This is a genomic window from Pectobacterium wasabiae CFBP 3304 (genome assembly GCF_001742185.1).
GTDB lineage: Bacteria > Pseudomonadota > Gammaproteobacteria > Enterobacterales > Enterobacteriaceae > Pectobacterium > Pectobacterium wasabiae.
On sequence record NZ_CP015750.1, the window covers coordinates 4,492,613 to 4,510,039 of the forward strand.

The window sequence follows — 17,427 nt, forward strand, 5'->3', positions numbered from 1 at the left end:
TGTGTCGTTGCAAAAGTGCATTCAGGCTACCGCATTGATCGCGGAGAAAAAAGCAGCGCGACGTTATCCACTTGCGATCGGCATCGCATGGTAGATAACGTCAGCGGCGGTTTTAACAAATGAATGTCATAACCGATGACGAATTACAGATGACGAAAGCGGTTCTGAACGCCAAATGTGTCCGAGGTGACATAGCGTTCAATGCTACGCAGGCGCTGTTCGCTGGCCTGCAATGTCGCGTCAGCCTCATTCAGCAGTTGATTGGGTGTCCGGGCTGGCTTTTCATCCTCAAACCCCGTCCCTGCCGGGGCCGGATCGAGCATAAACGTCAGGATGATGTAGGCCACAATGGTGAAAAAGAACAGGCCGAAAAACATCGACAGCACTACGATTACCCGTAAAAGTTTCACCGGCACGTCAAAATAACGTGCTAAACCAGCACAAACTCCTTTCAGCATCCCTTCTTCCGGTATGCGGTATAACGTTTTACCTGACCATGTATTTTTCATTACGATTTTCTCCAGTCCGGGTGTTCTGCATCCAGAATGTCTTCCAGCGCCCTGATACGCTCACGCATACGGCTAGACTCCTCCGTTAAACGCACCAGACGTTGCATATCGTGTTGTCCCAGTTGAGCACTGTCTTTACGCTGGCTGTAATGTAGCCAAAGCCATATCGGCGCCACAAACAACATGAAAATGGTCAGCGGAATGGCAAGAAACAACGCACTCATTGTGTCTCCTTAGTTATTATTCACACGCTGGTGGCTGCCGTTTTCTAACGACAGCCATCCGATGGCGTTTACGCTTTGATTACTCTGCTGGCTTAACTTTAGCTTTAAGCGCCGCCAGTTGCGCGCTGATTTCATCGTCAGCTTTCAGTTCGGCAAACTGCTGATCCAGCGATTTTTGTTTCCCCAGCCCGTGGCTTTCCGCTTCCGCTTCCATCGTGTCAATACGGCGTTCAAACTGATCAAAACGCGCCATGGCTTCATCCAGCTTACCGCTATCCAGTTGGCGGCGTACATCACGCGACGATGCCGCAGCCTGATGGCGCAACGTCAGCGCCTGCTGGCGAGCGCGAGTTTCGCTTAGTTTATTTTCTAACTCACCGATTTCACGCTTCATGCGATCCAGCGTTTCATCCACGCTTTCAGCTTCATGTTGCAGCACGGCGATCAGGTCAGTCAGTTTCTGCTTCTCAATCAGCGCTGCACGCGCCAGATCGTCTTTATCTTTACGCAGCGCCAACTCTGCTTTTTCCTGCCACTGATCTTGCTGACCATGTGCTTGTTCAATACGGCGGGCAATCTGTTTCTTTTCTGCCAGCGCCCGCGCCGAGGTTGAACGCACTTCAACCAGCGTATCTTCCATTTCCTGAATCATCAGCCGCACCAATTTCTGCGGATCTTCCGCTTTATCCAGCAATGAATTGATGTTGGCGTTCACGATGTCGGCAAAACGAGAAAAAATACCCATAATTACATCCTCTTCATGATTTCCAGCGTCTGATTACGCCTGATTTATCATCGTGACCGGCCGAGCCAGTCGCGATCTCTCTCTAGATATATCAATAAGCATGCCAACTTTTAATTCTATTTAACTAACTGAAAATAAAAGAATAGATAATTTTGACTATTTTTTCCTTTTCGTTAAATTAGTCAAATACACTAACAGTTAGTAAAAATAACACGGTGGAACATCATGCTTCAGGAAAAAGAGAATCTGCTGGGCGAAGCCAACAGCTTTTTAGAGGTACTGGAACAGGTGTCGCAGTTAGCACAGTTAAATAAACCGGTGCTGGTAATCGGCGAGCGCGGTACAGGTAAGGAGCTGATCGCCAGCCGCCTGCATTATCTTTCACCGCGTTGGCAAGGGCCGTTCGTTTCCCTGAACTGCGCGGCGCTCAACGAAAATCTGCTCGATTCCGAGTTATTTGGTCATGAAGCGGGTGCCTTTACCGGGGCACAGAAGCGCCATTTGGGACGCTTCGAGCGTGCCGACGGTGGAACGCTGTTTTTAGATGAACTCGCCACCGCACCGATGCTGGTGCAGGAAAAACTACTGCGTGTGATCGAATACGGCATGCTGGAACGCGTCGGCGGCAGAGATCAGCTACAGGTTGATGTGCGTCTGGTGTGCGCCACCAATGACGATCTGCCTGCGCTGGCTGCCAGCGGTAAGTTCCGCGCCGACCTGCTCGATCGTCTGGCCTTCGACGTTGTGCAACTTCCGCCGCTGCGCGAACGTCAGCAAGACATTATGTTATTAGCAGATAATTTTGCGATTCAGATGTGCCGCGAATTGCACCTGCCGTTGTTTCCTGGTTTTACAACTACCGCACGCGAAACGCTGCTGAATTACGACTGGCCGGGCAATATTCGTGAACTGAAAAATGTAGTTGAACGCTCAGTGTATCGTCACGGCGATAGCGAACAGCCTCTCGATACCATCATTCTGAACCCCTTCCACCGAACTACCGCCGTTCAGGAAAAACCACTGACAGCAACGGGTCAGCCGGATTTACCGTTGGACATGAAGCCATGGCTGCTGGAACAAGAGAAAGGCTTGATTGTTCGGGCGTTAAATCAAGCAAAGTTTAACCAGCGCAAGGCCGCTGAGCTGCTGGGATTAACCTATCACCAGTTGCGCGGATTGCTGAAGAAACACGATATTGCGGTGAATGAATGAGACGTGGGGAAGAAAGCGGGCGCATCAACGCCCGCACGATCAGTCGGTTAATGAGTCAATAACGCGATATTACGGCTCTACGCCCCAGACCAGCGTACCTTTATCATGCACAGTGATCTTATCCCAGTTGGTGTAACTCGTGACGTTAGAGCCGTATGAATAGTCATTCGTCTCATTCACGTTGCTCCAGTCACCGGCATGGATACGCACCTGCACTTCACCCGTTTCCGCGCCCGGTTGAAGCGATCCCGCGCCGCTGGCAAAGGTCACCAGAACGTAACGGTTGGCCTTATCGGTGCTGGCGGCTGGCGTCCCTGTGCTGGTCACAATGTTGTTAGGGCCGACGTTCGCCCAGTCAACAAAGAGGTTAGCGCCAGGCTTACCATCATCATGGAAGTAGTAGCGGATTTGCAGATCGCTCAGTTTGATCGCCGTACTTCCGGTGTTTTTGATGTTGACGGCCATACGAATCGCATCATCGGAAGGATTGTTATCCACATTGCGATATTGCAGCACGATGTCACCCGTGGTTCCGTTACCTGGGTTAGTCGGCTCTGTTGGCGTCGTTGGTGTCGTCGGCGTATCGCCACCGCTCAGATCTGCCCCCGCACGAACCTGCTCTCTGACAAATTTTCCTGACGTTGACAGATTTTGCTCCGTCCAGCCACCTGATTTACTCGCCCCCGGTGACAGCGCCGCAGACGCTTCTGACTTATCGTTAAGCGACCAGTTCACCCAGCTTACGCCTCGGTTATTCAGGAAATCGATCCAGGTCTGCGATTCTGGCAGGAACGGCCCACCATTGCCGGACGCATCGCTGGTTCCCCACTCGCTGACGAAAATGGCAGCGCCACGGCTTTGTGCATAGTCAATGCGATCGCGCAGGAATTGCCCGTGCGTACCGGCATAGAAATGCAGCGCGTACAGGGTATTCGGATCGGGCAGTTGATTGTCCGCCGCATCATGAATATCCTGACTCCAGGTGCCGGTGCCAACGATAATGAGGTTATCGGGATCTTTGCTACGGATGGTGTCAGTGACTTCCAGCGCATAAGGCCGAATTTGTCCGTTCCACGTCACGCCGCCGTTGGGTTCATTGGCGATTTCATAAATCACGTTCGGCGAGCTGCCATATAACCCAGCCATTTCGGCAAAGAAGGTTTTTGCCTGTGCTTTATAAGTATTGGGGTCGTTATCCGACAAAATGTGCCAGTCGATAATGATGTAGACGCCAAGGTTTTGCGCCGCGGCGACAGCCTCTTTTACCTTATTGGCGATGGACGGGTTAGCGATATAACCATCCTCCGCCGTGTACATGGCGACGCGGAACACGTTAATCCCCCAGTCATCACGCAGCCATTTCATCGAATCTTTGTTTACGTAGTCACCAAACCACTGCAAACCGTGCGAACTGATCCCCCTCAGTTGTACTCTTTTTCCCTGTTCATCGACCAATCGTCCATTTTCGATGGACAACTGGCCATGCGTTTCCACCGGGGTGGCGGATAGTGCGGAGAAACTGAGCGACATGCCCAACACCGTTGTTACCACACCTAACGTCAATTTCCTGACGATTTGCTTCCTTCTGAGCCACATATTCCTTATCTCCATTGTGAACACCCATAAGCTGGGTATAGGCATGATAAGGGAGATTTTCGCTCCCGCAAATAATTTAAGAAATATCCCAATCAGTTTGATTTTATTAATTATTTACAGAGAAATAGTAAGCAAGACAAGCATCTGAAGAAGCCATTTTTCAGGCAAAAAAAAGCCAGCACGTAGGCTGGCTAAAATAATACTGGAAGCAATGTGAGCAATGTCGTGCTCTCCTTCAGTGCCTGCGAGAAGCCACCGTCGAAGTGCAAAGTAATGATAATAGTTATCAGTATCATCTGTAAAGCACTTTGTTGAGAATTTTTCTCATTACCATACTGATTATGGGGTTCCTAACCGTTTATTTAACGCTAATCAGGATTCTTTCTTGGGAAACGGAAGATATCGCTCGTTAAGGCTAAACCTCGGGCATATCCACCGTCAAAAAGCCATAACTAGCATTGTTTCTTCTTATTTCACAACTCCTTATCTACACTCAGCGCTATCGACCTGGTTTCCTCCAAAATCTGGAGTCGAGTATTCAGCGCACTGCGAATCGAGTGATATGCCTTGCTGCCAAGCGCCAGACGGAAAGGTGGAGTATCTGCATCCGCAGCAGCAATAATGGCTTCTGCCGTTTTGGCCGCATCACCCAAGATGGCAATACTGCCATCTGCCAGCCCCCTGCGTACGTCACCTGCTGGTGTATTATCGTAACAGTCTATCTGCTGGGCAATATCCACCCCGCTGGCGAAATTTGTATCAGTCGGCCCAGGCTCCGCTATCAGAAAATCAATCCCGAAAGGAGCCACTTCCTGCGCAACAGATTCAATGAAACCTTCAATACCCCATTTGGTGGCGTGGTACAGACTGAAATTTGGCCAGGCAATTTGACCGCCTTCTGACGATACCTGAACAATACGCCCGCCTCCCTGTCGACGCAGATACGGTACCGCAGCACGAATAAACTGGATGGAGCCAGTGAGATTGGTGGAAATCTGCCTGTCTATCTGCGTATCACTAACCTCTTCCGCTGCGCCGAACAGGCCATACCCAGCATTACTCACCAGCACATCAATATGGCCAGCACGATCAAATGCTGTTTGCACGGCTCTACGTATTGCCGCAGTGTCTGTTACGTCCAACAACAAGATGTGCAGTTGTTCGCCATATTCCGTCAACAATTCATTCAGGGCTCCAGGGGTGCGCAAAGTGGCAAATACCCGGTCACCTCGTGCAAGCAGGCGCTCAGTCATCGTCCTCCCTAATCCGGTGGACGTACCGGTAATAAACCACGTTTTTACATTCATTGCTGTTCTCCACAAAAAATCATTAATCCGCAATCACAGATTATGGCAACATGGTTAGTATGATAAGACTCACCAAATAACATGAAGAGGTGAAATAAAATCACCAATGAAAACCCCAACTCTCTCTGATCTGAAAGCGTTTATGGCTGTGGCGGAGCAACGTAGCTTTCGACGTGCGGCAGACCTATCCGGTGTTACCCGATCCACGCTAAGCCATGCCATTCGTGGGCTGGAAGAGCGCCTTGGCGTTCGGCTGCTGCACCGCACCACGCGCAGCGTAGCACTGACGGAAGCAGGGGAGCAGTTATTACAACGGATGCGACCTCATCTCAGTGGTCTGGAACAGGCGCTGGAAGAAGTCGCTGATACACAAGGGCAACCGATCGGTAGCTTGCGTATTAACGGGGGGGAAGAGGCTATTCGTCTTTTGTTACATACGGTGGTGCCCAGCTATCAGGCGCTTTATCCCAGCGTGGTTCTTGATCTGACCGTCGATGGAAGGCTGGTAGATATTATCGCCGAGGGGTTTGATGCGGGTATTCGGCTAGCAGAAGATGTTCCTAGAGATATGGTTGCGATACGTTTTGGTAATGATATACGTTTTCTTGCGGTGGCATCCCCGGCATATCTAATGAAACATCCTGCACCGTCAGTGCCGGATGATTTGATGCAACACCCATGTATTCGCCAAAGATTACCCAGTGGAAAACGTTATCGCTGGGAGTTTTCCCGGCATGGGCAAGACGTTGCTCTTGATGTTCCCGGCACACTGACACTAAACAGCTCACCCTTGATGGTATATGCCGCTATACAAGGGCTAGGGATTGCCTATGTCCCAGAAGTTCACGCACGAGCGGCGCTGGATGATGGCAGACTGGTGACGGTGCTGGAGCAATGGAGTCCTCCGACCCCTGGTCTGTGCCTTTATTTTCCCGCTAATCGCCATATGCCCGTCAGCCTGCGGGCCTTGGTGGACACGATTAAGAAAACGTCATCTGTAGTCAGAAACGTAGTGGCTGAAACCAATAAGGCATAGCAGACCCAATACTAGCGGTTGGAAAGTCGCCAGACGCACACAACAAGAGTGGGGAGGATGCCAAGAGTGCGATACACTCTCTATAACCGTATTGACTGAAAAATCCCGTATGTTCGGAAAAACCTGTTTCGCACTGGCACTCACCTGGCTGGCTTTACCTGCACTGGCCGCACCGCAACCCGTGCTAACGCCGCCTGCTCCGTTGGAAAATATTCACCAGAGCGGTTTTGTCTATTGCGTCAATGATGTCCTGAACACGTTTAACCCGCAGATGGCGCGCAGCGGCGTCACGATCGATACACTGGCGGCGCAACTTTACGATCGCCTGCTGGACGTTGATCCTTATACTTATCGGTTGATGCCAGAACTGGCGCAGCGCTGGGAAGTATTGGATAACGGTTCAACGTATCGCTTCTATCTGCGCCACGATGTGCCATTCCAGAGCACCGACTGGTTCAGCCCAACCCGCAATATGAATGCCGACGACGTGATATTCAGTTTCCAGCGGATGCTGGATAAAAAACACCCATACCATGATGTCAACGGCGGTGAATATCCCTATTTCGACAGCCTGCAATTCGCCGATTCGGTGCAAAGCATTCGTAAGTTGGGCGAGTACAGTATTGAAATCCGTCTAAACAGCCCAGATGCCTCTTTCCTGTGGCATCTGGCGACGCACTACGCGCCGATTCTGTCCGCTGAATACGCCCAACGTCTGGCGAAAGAGGATAAGAAAGAGCGACTGGATCGCGAACCGGTCGGCACCGGGCCTTATCTACTTAATGAATACCGCACCGGACAATATATCCGGCTGACGCGCAACGCCGACTATTGGCGCGGCTTGCCACGGATGCCGCAGGTGGTTATCGATCTTGGCTCTGGCGGTACGGGCCGTTTATCCAAGCTGTTGACGGGCGAATGTGATGTTCTCGCTTACCCTGCCGCTAGCCAGTTAACCATCTTGCGTAATGACCCGCGTCTGCGTCTCTCGCTACGTCCCGGCATGAACGTCGCCTATCTGGCCTTCAACGTGCGTAAACCCCCGTTGGACGATCGCCGCGTGCGGGAAGCCATCGCGCTGGCGATCAATAACGACAGGCTGATGCAGTCAATCTATTACGGCACAGCGGAAACCGCAGCCTCTATTCTGCCCCGCGCCTCGTGGGCCTATGACAATGAATCGCAGATTACGGAATATAACCCACAAAAAGCGCGACAAATCTTGCAGGACCTGAAGCTGACCAGCCTGAACCTGCGTCTGTGGGTGCCCAGCACCTCGCAGTCCTACAACCCCAGCCCGCTGAAAACGGCGGAGTTGATACAGGCCGATCTGGCACAGGTTGGCATCACTGTCACTATCGTTCCGGTGGAAGGTCGCTTTCAGGAAGCGCGGTTGATGGAACTCAGCCACGATTTAACGCTGGCGGGCTGGGCAACAGACAGTAATGACCCGGACAGTTTTTTCCGACCGTTGCTAAGCTGTGCGGCGATTCGTTCCCAGAGCAACTACGCGCACTGGTGCGATCCTACCTTTGATGAAGTGCTACAAAACGCGCTTTCATCACAGCAACTCTCGAAGCGGATTGACTATTATCAGCAGGCACAGCGTATTCTGGCAGAACAATTACCCGTTCTACCGCTAGCGTCGTCATTGCGACTGCTCGCCTACCGCTATGACATGAAAGGGCTGGTATTGAGCCCGTTCGGCAATGCGTCATTCGCGGGTGTGTATCGTGAAGGTCAACAGGCGCAGCAGAAGCCCCCTGCACCGGAAACCGTGGAGGAAGCACAGCCGTGATTATTTTTACCTTGCGACGTTTGGTGTTACTGATCGTCACCTTGTCACTGCTGACGCTGGTTGGCTTTAGCCTCAGTTACTACACGCCCAACGCCCCGCTCAATGGCGCAGCGCTGTTTGATGCCTATCATTTTTATATCAGCAGCCTGCTTCAAGGCGATTTCGGTCGTTCCAGCATTAACGGACAGGCCATCAGCGAACTGCTGAAAGAAGTGTTCCCAGCCACGATCGAACTTTGCCTGCTGGCGTTTGCGCTTTCGCTGCTGGTCGGCATTCCGCTGGGGATTACCGCAGGCGTGATGCAGAATCGCGGGGCAGATATCGTAATCAGCACGCTGGCGCTCATTGGTTTTTCCCTGCCAGTGTTCTGGCTGGCGCTGCTGTTGACGCTCTTCTTCTCGCTGCATCTCGGCTGGCTGCCGGTTTCGGGCCGTTTCGATCTGCTCTATCAGGTGAAAACCGTCACCGGATTTGCACTAATTGACGCCTGGCTGTCAGATTCGCCACATCGCGGTGAAATGATCGTCAGCGCCGTCCGCCACCTGATCCTACCGATTACCGTGCTGGCCGTCGGGCCGACCACCGAGGTTATCCGCCTGATGCGTGTTAGCACTACGGAAATTATCAGTAAAAACTACATTAAAGCGGCGGCAACCCGTGGGCTATCACGCTTTACCATCATTCGTCGCCACCTGATTCACAACGCGCTGCCGCCGATTATCCCCAAGTTAGGATTACAATTTTCCACCATGCTGACGCTGACGATGATTACCGAAGTGGTCTTTAACTGGCCGGGCGTCGGCCGCTGGCTGGTCAATGCGATTCGCCAGCAGGATTTCGCCGCAATTTCTGCGGGCGTGATGGTGGTCGGCGCAATGGTCATCACGGTCAACATCCTGTCCGATATCTGGGGCGCGATGGCAAACCCGCTGAAGCACAAGGAATGGTATGCCCTACGATAACGTCTATAGCGAAAAGCGGCTGCCTAGCCGACTGGGCGATACCTGGCGGGCATTCCATCAGGATATGCTGGCGATGGTCGGGCTGTACGGCTTTTTAATCCTGATCGGCCTGTGCCTGTTCGGCAAATTTCTTGCGCCTTATGAGGTTGATCAGCAATTTTTGGGCTATCAACTGCTGCCCCCTTCCTGGTCGCACTACGGCGAAGTCTCGTTCTTTCTCGGCACCGACGATTTAGGGCGCGACCAGCTCAGTCGCTTGTTGAGCGGCGCCGCCCCCACCGTCGGTGCGTCGCTCATCGTCACCTACGCGGCGGCGCTGTGCGGCATCGTGCTGGGCGTCTTTGCTGGCGTCACGCGCGGGCTACGTTCGGCAATGCTCAACCATATTCTGGACACGTTGCTGTCGATTCCGTCGCTGTTGCTGGCGATTGTGGTGATTGCCTTTATCGGCCCGAAGCTCGAACACGCGATGCTCGCCGTCTGGCTGGCACTGTTGCCACGTATGGTGCGCACCATCTACAACGCCGTGCACGATGAAATGGATAAGGAGTACGTGATCGCCGCCCGTCTTGACGGAGCCTCAACCTTTTATCTGGTTTGGTACGTTGTCTTACCGAACATTGCTGCACTGCTGGTTTCAGAATTTACCCGCGCGCTGTCCATCGCCATTTTGGATATCGCCGCGCTGGGCTTTCTCGATTTGGGCGCACAGTTACCGACCACCGAATGGGGTGCCCTGCTCGGCAACTCGCTGGAGCTGGTTTATGCCGCGCCGTGGACCGTGATGCTGCCAGGTGCGGCTATCGCACTGAGCGTATTAATCGTCAACCTGCTGGGCGACGGCCTCCGCCGCGCGCTCGTCGCGGAAACGGAATAAGAGGCGACGAATTCCTATGCCATTGCTTGATATCCGTAACCTGACGATTGAATTTCTGACCGCTGACGGTGCCGTAAAAGCTGTTGACCGCGTCAGTATGACGCTAAGCGAAGGGGAAATTCGCGGGCTAGTAGGCGAATCCGGTTCAGGCAAAAGCCTAATCGCCAAAGCCATCTGCGGGATCACCAAAGAGAACTGGCGCGTGACCGCCGACCGCTTCCGCTTCGATGATATCGACCTACTGCAACTGTCCGCGCGCGAGCGGCGTAAACTGGTCGGCCATAACGTCTCCATGATTTTCCAGGAACCGCAATCCTGTCTCGATCCGTCCGAGAGCATCGGTCGACAGTTGGTGCAGGCGATCCCCGGCTGGACCTATAAAGGCCGCTGGTGGCAGCGGCTTAACTGGCGCAAACGTCGCGCTATCGAACTGCTGCACCGCGTCGGGATTAAAGATCACAAAGATATTATGGGCAGCTATCCCTATGAACTGAGTGACGGTGAATGTCAGAAAGTGATGATTGCCATCGCACTGGCGAACCAGCCGCGTCTGCTGATTGCCGATGAACCGACCAACGCGATGGAATCCACCACGCAAGCGCAGATTTTCCGCCTGCTGTCGCGCCTGAACCAAAACAATAACACCACGATCCTGCTCATCAGCCATGACCTGCAAACCATGAGCAAATGGGCGGACCGGATCAACGTGCTTTATTGCGGGCAAACAGTGGAGAGCGCCACCTGTGAAGATTTGATCACCGCGCCGCATCATCCTTATACTCAAGCGCTGATCCGCGCGATGCCCGATTTTGGCCGTTCACTGCCGCACAAAAGCCGGTTAAACACCCTGAACGGTGCGATTCCCTCATTGGAACACTTACCGATTGGCTGTCGGCTCGGCCCGCGCTGCCCTTATTCACAAAAACAGTGCATGCAAACGCCGCCGCTGCTCTCTGTTAAGAACCACTTATATGCCTGCCACTTCCCGCTCAACATGGAGGAACCGTGATGGTTGAGATGCTGCTTGAAGCCCGCAACCTGACCAAGACGTTCCGCTACCGGACCGGGCTGTTTCGTCGTCAGCATGTTGAAGCGGTGAAATCCGTCAGCTTTACGCTACGTGAACGCCAGACGCTTGCCATCATCGGTGAGAACGGTTCGGGGAAATCGACGCTGGCCAAAATGCTGTCAGGCATGATCGCCCCGACGTCCGGTGAACTGGTTATCGACGATCATCCGCTACATTACGGCGATTATGGCTACCGCAGCCAGCGTATCCGTATGATCTTTCAGGATGCGAGCAACGCGCTCAACCCGCGTCAGCGTATCGGGCAACTGTTGGATGTCCCATTGCGGCTGAATACCGATCTCAGCGCCGAAGCGCGCGAACGAGCGATTAATCAGGCGCTACAGCAGGTTGGGTTACGGCCCGATCACGCTTATTACTATCCGCATGCGCTCGCGCCGGGGCAAAAACAGCGCGTCGGTCTGGCACGTGCGCTCATTCTGCAACCGAAAGTGATTGTCGCCGATGAAGCGCTGGCGTCGCTGGATATGTCTATGCGGTCACAGATTATCAATCTGATGCTGGAATTACAGGAAAAGCACGGTATCTCTTATATTTACGTGACGCAGCATCTGGGCATGATGAAGCACATCAGCGACCAGATTCTGGTGATGCAGGCAGGCGAAGTGGTCGAACGCGGCAGTACCGCCGACGTGTTGTCCGCCCCGCTCCATGACCTGACGAAACGTTTGATTGCCAGCCACTTCGGCGAAGCGCTCAGCGCTGATGCCTGGCGACGCGACGGCGCACAACGTTAACCTCTGCGCATTCCGGCGGGCAGTACCGCTAAGCCATAGGACGATGGAAAAGGAGGGATACTGCTCGGAGTACCCCTACCGTCCCCAACATGGTAGAATCGCGCGGTTTATTCATCTCGGTCGTCACTTGCCACGTAGGTTTACAGGCACAAACGTGGCGATCGCAGCAACAATGATCACAAGGATTACTGCTATGGGTTTTCTTACCGGTAAGCGCATTCTGGTAACAGGTGTTGCCAGCAACCGTTCTATTGCCTACGGTATTGCACAAGCAATGCAGCGTGAAGGTGCCGAACTGGCCTTCACGTATCAGAACGAAAAATTGAAAGCACGCGTTGAAGGCTTTGCCAGCGAACTGGGTTCCAGCATCGTTCTGCCGTGTGATGTCGCTGAAGATGCGAGCATCGAAGCACTGTTTACCGAACTGGCTAACGTATGGCCGAACTTTGATGGCTTCGTGCATTCTATTGCTTACGCACCGGGCGACCAACTGGACGGTGACTATGTTGATGCCGTTACCCGTGAAGGCTTCAGCATTGCTCACGACATCAGCTCTTACAGCTTCGTCGCGATGGCGAAAGCCTGCCGTAAAATGCTGAACCCGAACTCTGCGTTGGTTACCCTGTCCTACCTGGGTGCTGAGCGTGCCATCCCTAACTATAACGTGATGGGTCTGGCAAAAGCCTCTCTGGAAGCGAACGTGCGTTACATGGCAAATGCTATGGGTGCTCAGGGCGTGCGCGTCAACGCCATCTCTGCGGGCCCGATTCGTACACTGGCTGCATCCGGTATCAAAGACTTCAAGAAAATGCTGTCGCATTGCGAAGCCGTTACGCCAATCCGCCGTGTCGTGACCATTGAAGACGTGGGCAACTCTGCCGCGTTCCTGTGTTCAAACCTGGCTGCTGGTATCTCCGGTGAAGTTCTGCACGTTGACGGCGGCTTCAGCATCGCTGCGATGAACGAACTGGAACTGAAATAAGTTCCCAAAAGTAGCCTATCTCGGATAGGCTACTTTCTTTTATCCCAATATTCCCTACTGCTATTTATTATTCCTCTCAGTCTTTGGCTGTGAATTTCTGCTTTATATCTAATATCTGATTCAGTATGCCCAGATACTGTCGAAGTATCGTACAAAACAACAGGGTCGATATAGTGCATTTGAGCATATTCCGCCGACATCTTTATAGGCATCAATAAATTTTCCATTAACGGATCGCTATTTCTTCGTGCGAAATTATATTCAGGCTGACCAACGGTAAGACTGGGTAATAGCGTTTTATCTTTAAGTTTATCGCCTTTTGAACCATAGGCGAATTGATAGGTAAAAACCAGATCAAACCAAGTTTTCAAAATAGCAGGCATATTGTACCAATACATGGGGTATTGCAGAATAATCAGTTCATGGCGCAATAAGGCAGCCTGTTCTTCTTTTACGTTAATTTTGTAGTCAGGATTTAACTGAAAAATATTACGTATTTCCAAGTCAATAAGACCCTGCTGTAATTCAGTTACAATGGTTCTATTTGCTATAGAGTTATCGATATCTGGGTGTGCCAATATGATTAATGCCATACAATCTCCATTAATAACAGCGCATAGCTATCAAAATGATAGCTTTCGTGGTAAGTTTATCGCGTCGGTTGTCATTGACAATAACTATCAGGAACGATAGTGGAGATAGCATGAAGAAGAAAATCACTAAAAATGCAGCTTGTAAGGTATTTTTGGATGACAAAATCTATCCTTGCCCAGTTAGCATGGTGATGGATTTAATCGGTGGAAAATGGAAAGGCGTTATTCTCTACTATTTGAAAAACAGTAATAAAAGATTCAGTGAATTGCGCAAGGATATTCCTCACATCACTGAAATGACGTTAAGTTTACAGCTTAAGAAACTCGAAAAAGATGGACTGATCACACGAGAAGTTTTTGGTGATAAACCGCCGCTCAAAGTTGTTTATTCCCTTTCCGAGTTCGGGCAATCATTTAAACCCGTACTTGAGGCGATTTCTCTATGGGCAGATACTGAAATAGTCGAAATTTAATATTTTACATGGAGTGTTATATGTTTATTCAAAAAGTCTGTGCAAACGACAGTTTTATTGAGCAATTGTTAAATGGGTGGATTAGCGCAAATCAACGCTACGTTGAACTATTAAACAGAACGGATTGCTGTTGGTGGTATAACGAACGTACTAATGTGAGTGTTCTGGCGGGGGCAGCGTGGTCATTAGGTTGGACAGCGATTGAAGAATACCCGTCAAGCAAAAAAAGAAAGGGTGATACAGGAGAAAACCCTGATAGCAATACAAGCAAAGGTCGGGTTGATCTTTATATAAAAAACGAATTGGAAAGTATTGCCCTCGAGGCTAAGCATGTATGGCACAACCTAGATAAAGATATAAATGAAGATATCTGTTATATCGATTATGCACGCAGCGATACTGAGTGTCTGATAAACCAAGCAGACCGCCATTTTGCAGCAACATTTATTGTTTTCTACACTAAAGAAAGCCTAAATGAATTTATTCTCGAAGAGCGTATCACCGCCACGATCAAGCATACGATTAAAAACATAGGCAATGACACCATCTCCTACGCCTATCTTATTGATAATAAATCAGCATTTATGAACCATAAAAATGCATATTATCAAAGTGTTGCAGTAATATTGGAACAGGTTGAAGTTGAGCTAAACCCAAATCTTGAGTGAGTGATTATCCATCACATATCCTCCGGAATCAAACCACAGTCCAGCAGCAACACGCCGGGCGACGGCCTGACGGGATGATTGTTTAAATCCAGTTCAGTCCAATATTCACACTGGTCACTTTCATGATCCTCAATAATACGATATTCAGATGACGGCGTTGTGGTGCGAGTGGCAGGCAACTGAATCACGCGGGCAGAAGCGGTTATTTGGTGCCGCTGGCAAAATTCTAGGCACTGAATAGCATCGTCGAGTTGCAGTTTGCTTTGTAAAGCAGACGTATCCCCCTGCGATAGGCGGCTAACTGCTTGCGCTCGCAAAGCCATTAACGCATTGAGAGCATCAGTGAAACGGCATTGTGTTTTATCTTCAGGCATCATTATTCTTATAGGGTAGGAAAAGAAATGTCCTGTTTTTTCAGCAGCGACACATCAATCAGATAACGCAGCATATTCCGGTCATACGCCAGGTCGGTACTGGCGTATTGTTCCGGTTCGCGATTTACCCATGAATCAGTTACCCGGACTCCAGCGGGTGAGCCGTCGAGTTTCACCGCATAGATAAAAAATCCAGTCCAACTCCGGTGAAAACGGAGCCAGCCATCCTCAAAGTAGATAAACCATTTATCTTCCATTTGCTTTGGAATGACCCCTTGCCTCATTTTTTCCGCTTCCGCATCCGTAAACAGTGCCTGAAAGTTAAGCGGGGTCGTTTGCTGCGGTGCGGAAGCGTGTTTCCAGTGTTGCGCCTGAGCGTGCATAAAGTTACTCATTTCCTTGCGGTAAACTGGTACGAATATGCTGCAACAGAGCAATAAAGGCCTGTTTATCGGCCAGATTATTCAGTTCGCAACTGGATACCACCGTGGTGTCCAGTAATGTGATCTGCTCAATAGCATAGTGCAGCAAGTGGCCGAATTCCGCTGGTTTCAATTTTTTGCCTGCGGCATAAATTGTGTCAGCATAAAAATCAAAGGCATCAAAACCGCAACAGCCGGCCACACACTCGGTTTCAATCACCGCCCATAAGGGCAACAATCCTTCGAGCAGGTAATCAACATCAACAGCCTGCTGATAGCGCCCCGTTAAATCAGGCAGGACAATACGGTCGTTATCCCCTATCGAGATAAAATTTTCCTTAATTAACGCCATATTAGTCTCCTTCCACTTCAGTTCCATACATCAGGTATTCCCATTCGATGAATTTCTGAAAAGAACCGGTAAATTCTACCCGAGGGAAGTTGTCAAACTCCCTGTGCATCGCCCAGGTCAAGTGTACAACCGATACGAGATCGGGTTCCTGAATATGTTTCAGCAAGATGTCATCGTTACCATCACGATAAGCGATGACAGCTATCTCAATGCCATAAAGTGGATGAACTGTAGGTTGTTCCTGCTGATATTCTGCCAGCAAAATCTGTTGTTTTTTGCCGTTGGCATATTCCCAGCCGGCGGGGAGTTTTGGTGTAGAAGACATGGTACATCCTTGTTTAATAGACGAAAAACCACTTTTCCGACATAGCAAGGAAATAGTATATCAGCAATCCCATACGGAGAGCGCCGATAATACATTCATTTTCACAACACCGTCACCGAATAATCCTTATCCAGCAATTCAAACTTATAATTCCGCTGCGAAGAAAAGATTATCTCTTTATTCTTCGTCACAAAGATCGCTTCAATATCCGGCTGATATTGTAAAAATTCGATACCTGCGCTCACACCCATGCCGTAGAGTAAAGTGGTGTAGATATCACCGTCGAGGGAATCGTTCGAGATAATCGTCACACTGTGCAGCTCATTATCTAGCGGGTAACCCGTCAGGGGATCGAGAATATGATGATAGATACGATCACCCACGGTAAAAAAACGCTCATAAACGCCGGACGTCACCACGGATTGATTCTTCACCTTAATCACACCGAGCAAGCTATCGCGGTCCGCAAACGGTTTCTGCAATCCCACACTCCATAGCCCATGTTCATCCGTCAACGCGCTGCCGATAGCCAGCACGTTACCGCCCAGATTGATCAGTGCATCCTGAATAGCGTGTTGATTCAGCACGTCCCTGACGATATCGGCAATGTAGCCCTTCGCAATGGCACCCAGATCGATTTCCATTCCTGCATTTTTTAATAACACGCCGCAGTCTTGCTCTCTGAGAATAATGCGTTCAGGGCGTGTTAATGCCAGCGCCTGCTGTATCGATTCCTGGTCCGGCACCGCGTTGCCGCTAAAGCCGATTTTCCATAGTTTGACGACGGGGCCGATCGCCACGTTAAAACAACTATTTTCAATCAGGCTTACCGCTTTAGCGCGCTTAATCAGCGCAAAGACCAGCGGACTGACCGAAACGAATGCTTTTCCCGCTGCGTGGTTGATGCTCATCACTTCCGACTGAGCCCGATTAACGGTGAGCAAATCTTCGAGCTGTTTGATGCGCTGGAAAACCTGTCTGACGGCGGTTTCATCATGGGTAAACAGTTTAAGCAGAATGGGACTGCCCATCAGATGTACAGAATAGACGTAAGCGTTATCGACAGGGGGCATCAGGAAGTTCCCATGAATGGATTTTGGCGCAGAGCGGAAACAGTCGGGACATGGCGAGCGCCCTTTCAGACGCCC

21 protein-coding genes are annotated in these 17,427 nt (G+C 50.7%); 10 read left to right on the forward strand and 11 right to left on the reverse strand.

All coding sequences use genetic code 11. The annotated features are described in order from the left end of the window. Nucleotides 1-143: 143 nt before the first annotated feature. The 3 genes from pspC to pspA form a co-directional block, all read right to left on the reverse strand. Nucleotides 144-509 carry an envelope stress response membrane protein PspC gene (gene pspC, locus A7983_RS20405; protein WP_005972411.1) on the reverse strand — a complete coding sequence of 122 codons (366 nt, stop codon included), beginning with the start codon at nucleotides 507-509 and terminating at the stop codon, nucleotides 144-146. Further along, nucleotides 509-733, reverse strand: coding sequence for an envelope stress response membrane protein PspB (pspB, locus tag A7983_RS20410; RefSeq protein ID WP_005972414.1), 225 nt, complete (start codon nucleotides 731-733; stop codon nucleotides 509-511). Before pspB ends, pspC begins: the two co-directional genes overlap by 1 nt. A 79-nt stretch (nucleotides 734-812) precedes the next feature. Further along, the gene (pspA, locus tag A7983_RS20415; RefSeq protein ID WP_005972417.1) at nucleotides 813-1,478 is read right to left on the reverse strand and encodes a phage shock protein PspA; all 666 of its coding nucleotides are present in this window, start codon (nucleotides 1,476-1,478) and stop codon (nucleotides 813-815) included. Between the two features lie 225 nt (nucleotides 1,479-1,703). Between pspA and pspF the strand changes: the two genes are divergently transcribed. Further along, entirely contained in the window at nucleotides 1,704-2,690 is a 987-nt protein-coding gene (gene pspF, locus A7983_RS20420; protein WP_005972420.1) for a phage shock protein operon transcriptional activator, read from the forward strand. 69 nt (nucleotides 2,691-2,759) lie between these two features. Here the strand turns inward: pspF and A7983_RS20425 are convergent, their stop codons facing one another. Together A7983_RS20425 and A7983_RS20430 are read right to left on the reverse strand one after the other, a co-directional pair. Continuing rightward, nucleotides 2,760-4,286 (reverse strand): cellulase family glycosylhydrolase, encoded by a 1,527-nt coding sequence (locus A7983_RS20425; RefSeq protein WP_005972423.1) that lies wholly within the window; start codon nucleotides 4,284-4,286, stop codon nucleotides 2,760-2,762. A gap of 473 nt (nucleotides 4,287-4,759) precedes the next feature. Continuing rightward, a complete protein-coding gene (locus tag A7983_RS20430; RefSeq protein WP_005972425.1) occupies nucleotides 4,760-5,593 on the reverse strand; it encodes an SDR family oxidoreductase in 834 nt (277 codons plus the stop codon). Nucleotides 5,594-5,699: 106 nt separating this feature from the next. Between A7983_RS20430 and A7983_RS20435 the strand changes: the two genes are divergently transcribed. From A7983_RS20435 to fabI, 7 genes are all read left to right on the forward strand, one after another. Next, nucleotides 5,700-6,629 (forward strand): LysR family transcriptional regulator, encoded by a 930-nt coding sequence (locus A7983_RS20435; RefSeq protein ID WP_005972427.1) that lies wholly within the window; start codon nucleotides 5,700-5,702, stop codon nucleotides 6,627-6,629. Between the two features lie 109 nt (nucleotides 6,630-6,738). Then, a complete protein-coding gene (gene sapA, locus A7983_RS20440) occupies nucleotides 6,739-8,427 on the forward strand; it encodes an ABC transporter substrate-binding protein SapA (RefSeq protein WP_005972430.1) in 1,689 nt (562 codons plus the stop codon). Then, nucleotides 8,424-9,389, forward strand: coding sequence for a putrescine export ABC transporter permease SapB (gene sapB, locus A7983_RS20445; RefSeq protein WP_005972433.1), 966 nt, complete (start codon nucleotides 8,424-8,426; stop codon nucleotides 9,387-9,389). The genes sapA and sapB overlap by 4 nt, the downstream gene beginning before the upstream one ends. Next, nucleotides 9,376-10,266, forward strand: a complete 891-nt coding sequence (gene sapC / locus A7983_RS20450; protein ID WP_005972435.1) for a putrescine export ABC transporter permease SapC — start codon at nucleotides 9,376-9,378, stop codon at nucleotides 10,264-10,266. The genes sapB and sapC overlap by 14 nt, the downstream gene beginning before the upstream one ends. Nucleotides 10,267-10,282: 16 nt before the next feature. Next, on the forward strand, nucleotides 10,283-11,275 hold the full coding sequence (gene sapD, locus A7983_RS20455) for a putrescine export ABC transporter ATP-binding protein SapD (RefSeq protein ID WP_005972437.1): 993 nt from the start codon (nucleotides 10,283-10,285) through the stop codon (nucleotides 11,273-11,275). After that, nucleotides 11,275-12,090: a putrescine export ABC transporter ATP-binding protein SapF gene (gene sapF / locus A7983_RS20460; RefSeq protein WP_005972439.1), complete on the forward strand. Its 816-nt coding sequence runs from the start codon at nucleotides 11,275-11,277 to the stop codon at nucleotides 12,088-12,090. Before sapD ends, sapF begins: the two co-directional genes overlap by 1 nt. 193 nt (nucleotides 12,091-12,283) lie before the next feature. After that, a complete protein-coding gene (fabI, locus tag A7983_RS20465; RefSeq protein ID WP_005972442.1) occupies nucleotides 12,284-13,072 on the forward strand; it encodes an enoyl-ACP reductase FabI in 789 nt (262 codons plus the stop codon). A 29-nt stretch (nucleotides 13,073-13,101) separates the two neighbouring features. On the opposite strand, the gene A7983_RS20470 is transcribed toward fabI, so the two are convergent. Beyond that, a complete protein-coding gene (locus A7983_RS20470; protein WP_005972445.1) occupies nucleotides 13,102-13,665 on the reverse strand; it encodes an NAD(P)H-dependent oxidoreductase in 564 nt (187 codons plus the stop codon). A gap of 110 nt (nucleotides 13,666-13,775) precedes the next feature. Here A7983_RS20470 and A7983_RS20475 point away from each other — a divergent pair, with 110 nt between their 5' ends. Both A7983_RS20475 and A7983_RS20480 read left to right on the forward strand, forming a co-directional pair. Beyond that, a complete protein-coding gene (locus A7983_RS20475) occupies nucleotides 13,776-14,138 on the forward strand; it encodes a winged helix-turn-helix transcriptional regulator (RefSeq protein ID WP_005972448.1) in 363 nt (120 codons plus the stop codon). Nucleotides 14,139-14,158: 20 nt separating this feature from the next. After that, nucleotides 14,159-14,806, forward strand: coding sequence for a hypothetical protein (locus tag A7983_RS20480; RefSeq protein ID WP_005972450.1), 648 nt, complete (start codon nucleotides 14,159-14,161; stop codon nucleotides 14,804-14,806). An 11-nt stretch (nucleotides 14,807-14,817) separates the two neighbouring features. Here A7983_RS20480 and A7983_RS20485 read toward each other — a convergent pair whose 3' ends face one another. The 5 genes from A7983_RS20485 to A7983_RS20505 form a co-directional block, all read right to left on the reverse strand. Next, nucleotides 14,818-15,183 carry a hypothetical protein gene (locus A7983_RS20485; protein WP_005972452.1) on the reverse strand — a complete coding sequence of 122 codons (366 nt, stop codon included), beginning with the start codon at nucleotides 15,181-15,183 and terminating at the stop codon, nucleotides 14,818-14,820. 5 nt (nucleotides 15,184-15,188) lie between these two features. Beyond that, complete coding sequence (locus tag A7983_RS20490) at nucleotides 15,189-15,563, reverse strand: hypothetical protein (RefSeq protein WP_005972454.1); 375 nt, start codon at nucleotides 15,561-15,563, stop codon at nucleotides 15,189-15,191. Between the two features lie 4 nt (nucleotides 15,564-15,567). Beyond that, on the reverse strand, nucleotides 15,568-15,954 hold the full coding sequence (locus A7983_RS20495) for a DUF6331 family protein (RefSeq protein ID WP_005972456.1): 387 nt from the start codon (nucleotides 15,952-15,954) through the stop codon (nucleotides 15,568-15,570). A 1-nt stretch (nucleotide 15,955) separates the two neighbouring features. Next, nucleotides 15,956-16,279: a hypothetical protein gene (locus A7983_RS20500; RefSeq protein WP_005972458.1), complete on the reverse strand. Its 324-nt coding sequence runs from the start codon at nucleotides 16,277-16,279 to the stop codon at nucleotides 15,956-15,958. 101 nt (nucleotides 16,280-16,380) lie between these two features. Beyond that, entirely contained in the window at nucleotides 16,381-17,352 is a 972-nt protein-coding gene (locus A7983_RS20505; protein ID WP_005972459.1) for an FAD:protein FMN transferase, read from the reverse strand. Nucleotides 17,353-17,427 lie beyond the last annotated feature (75 nt).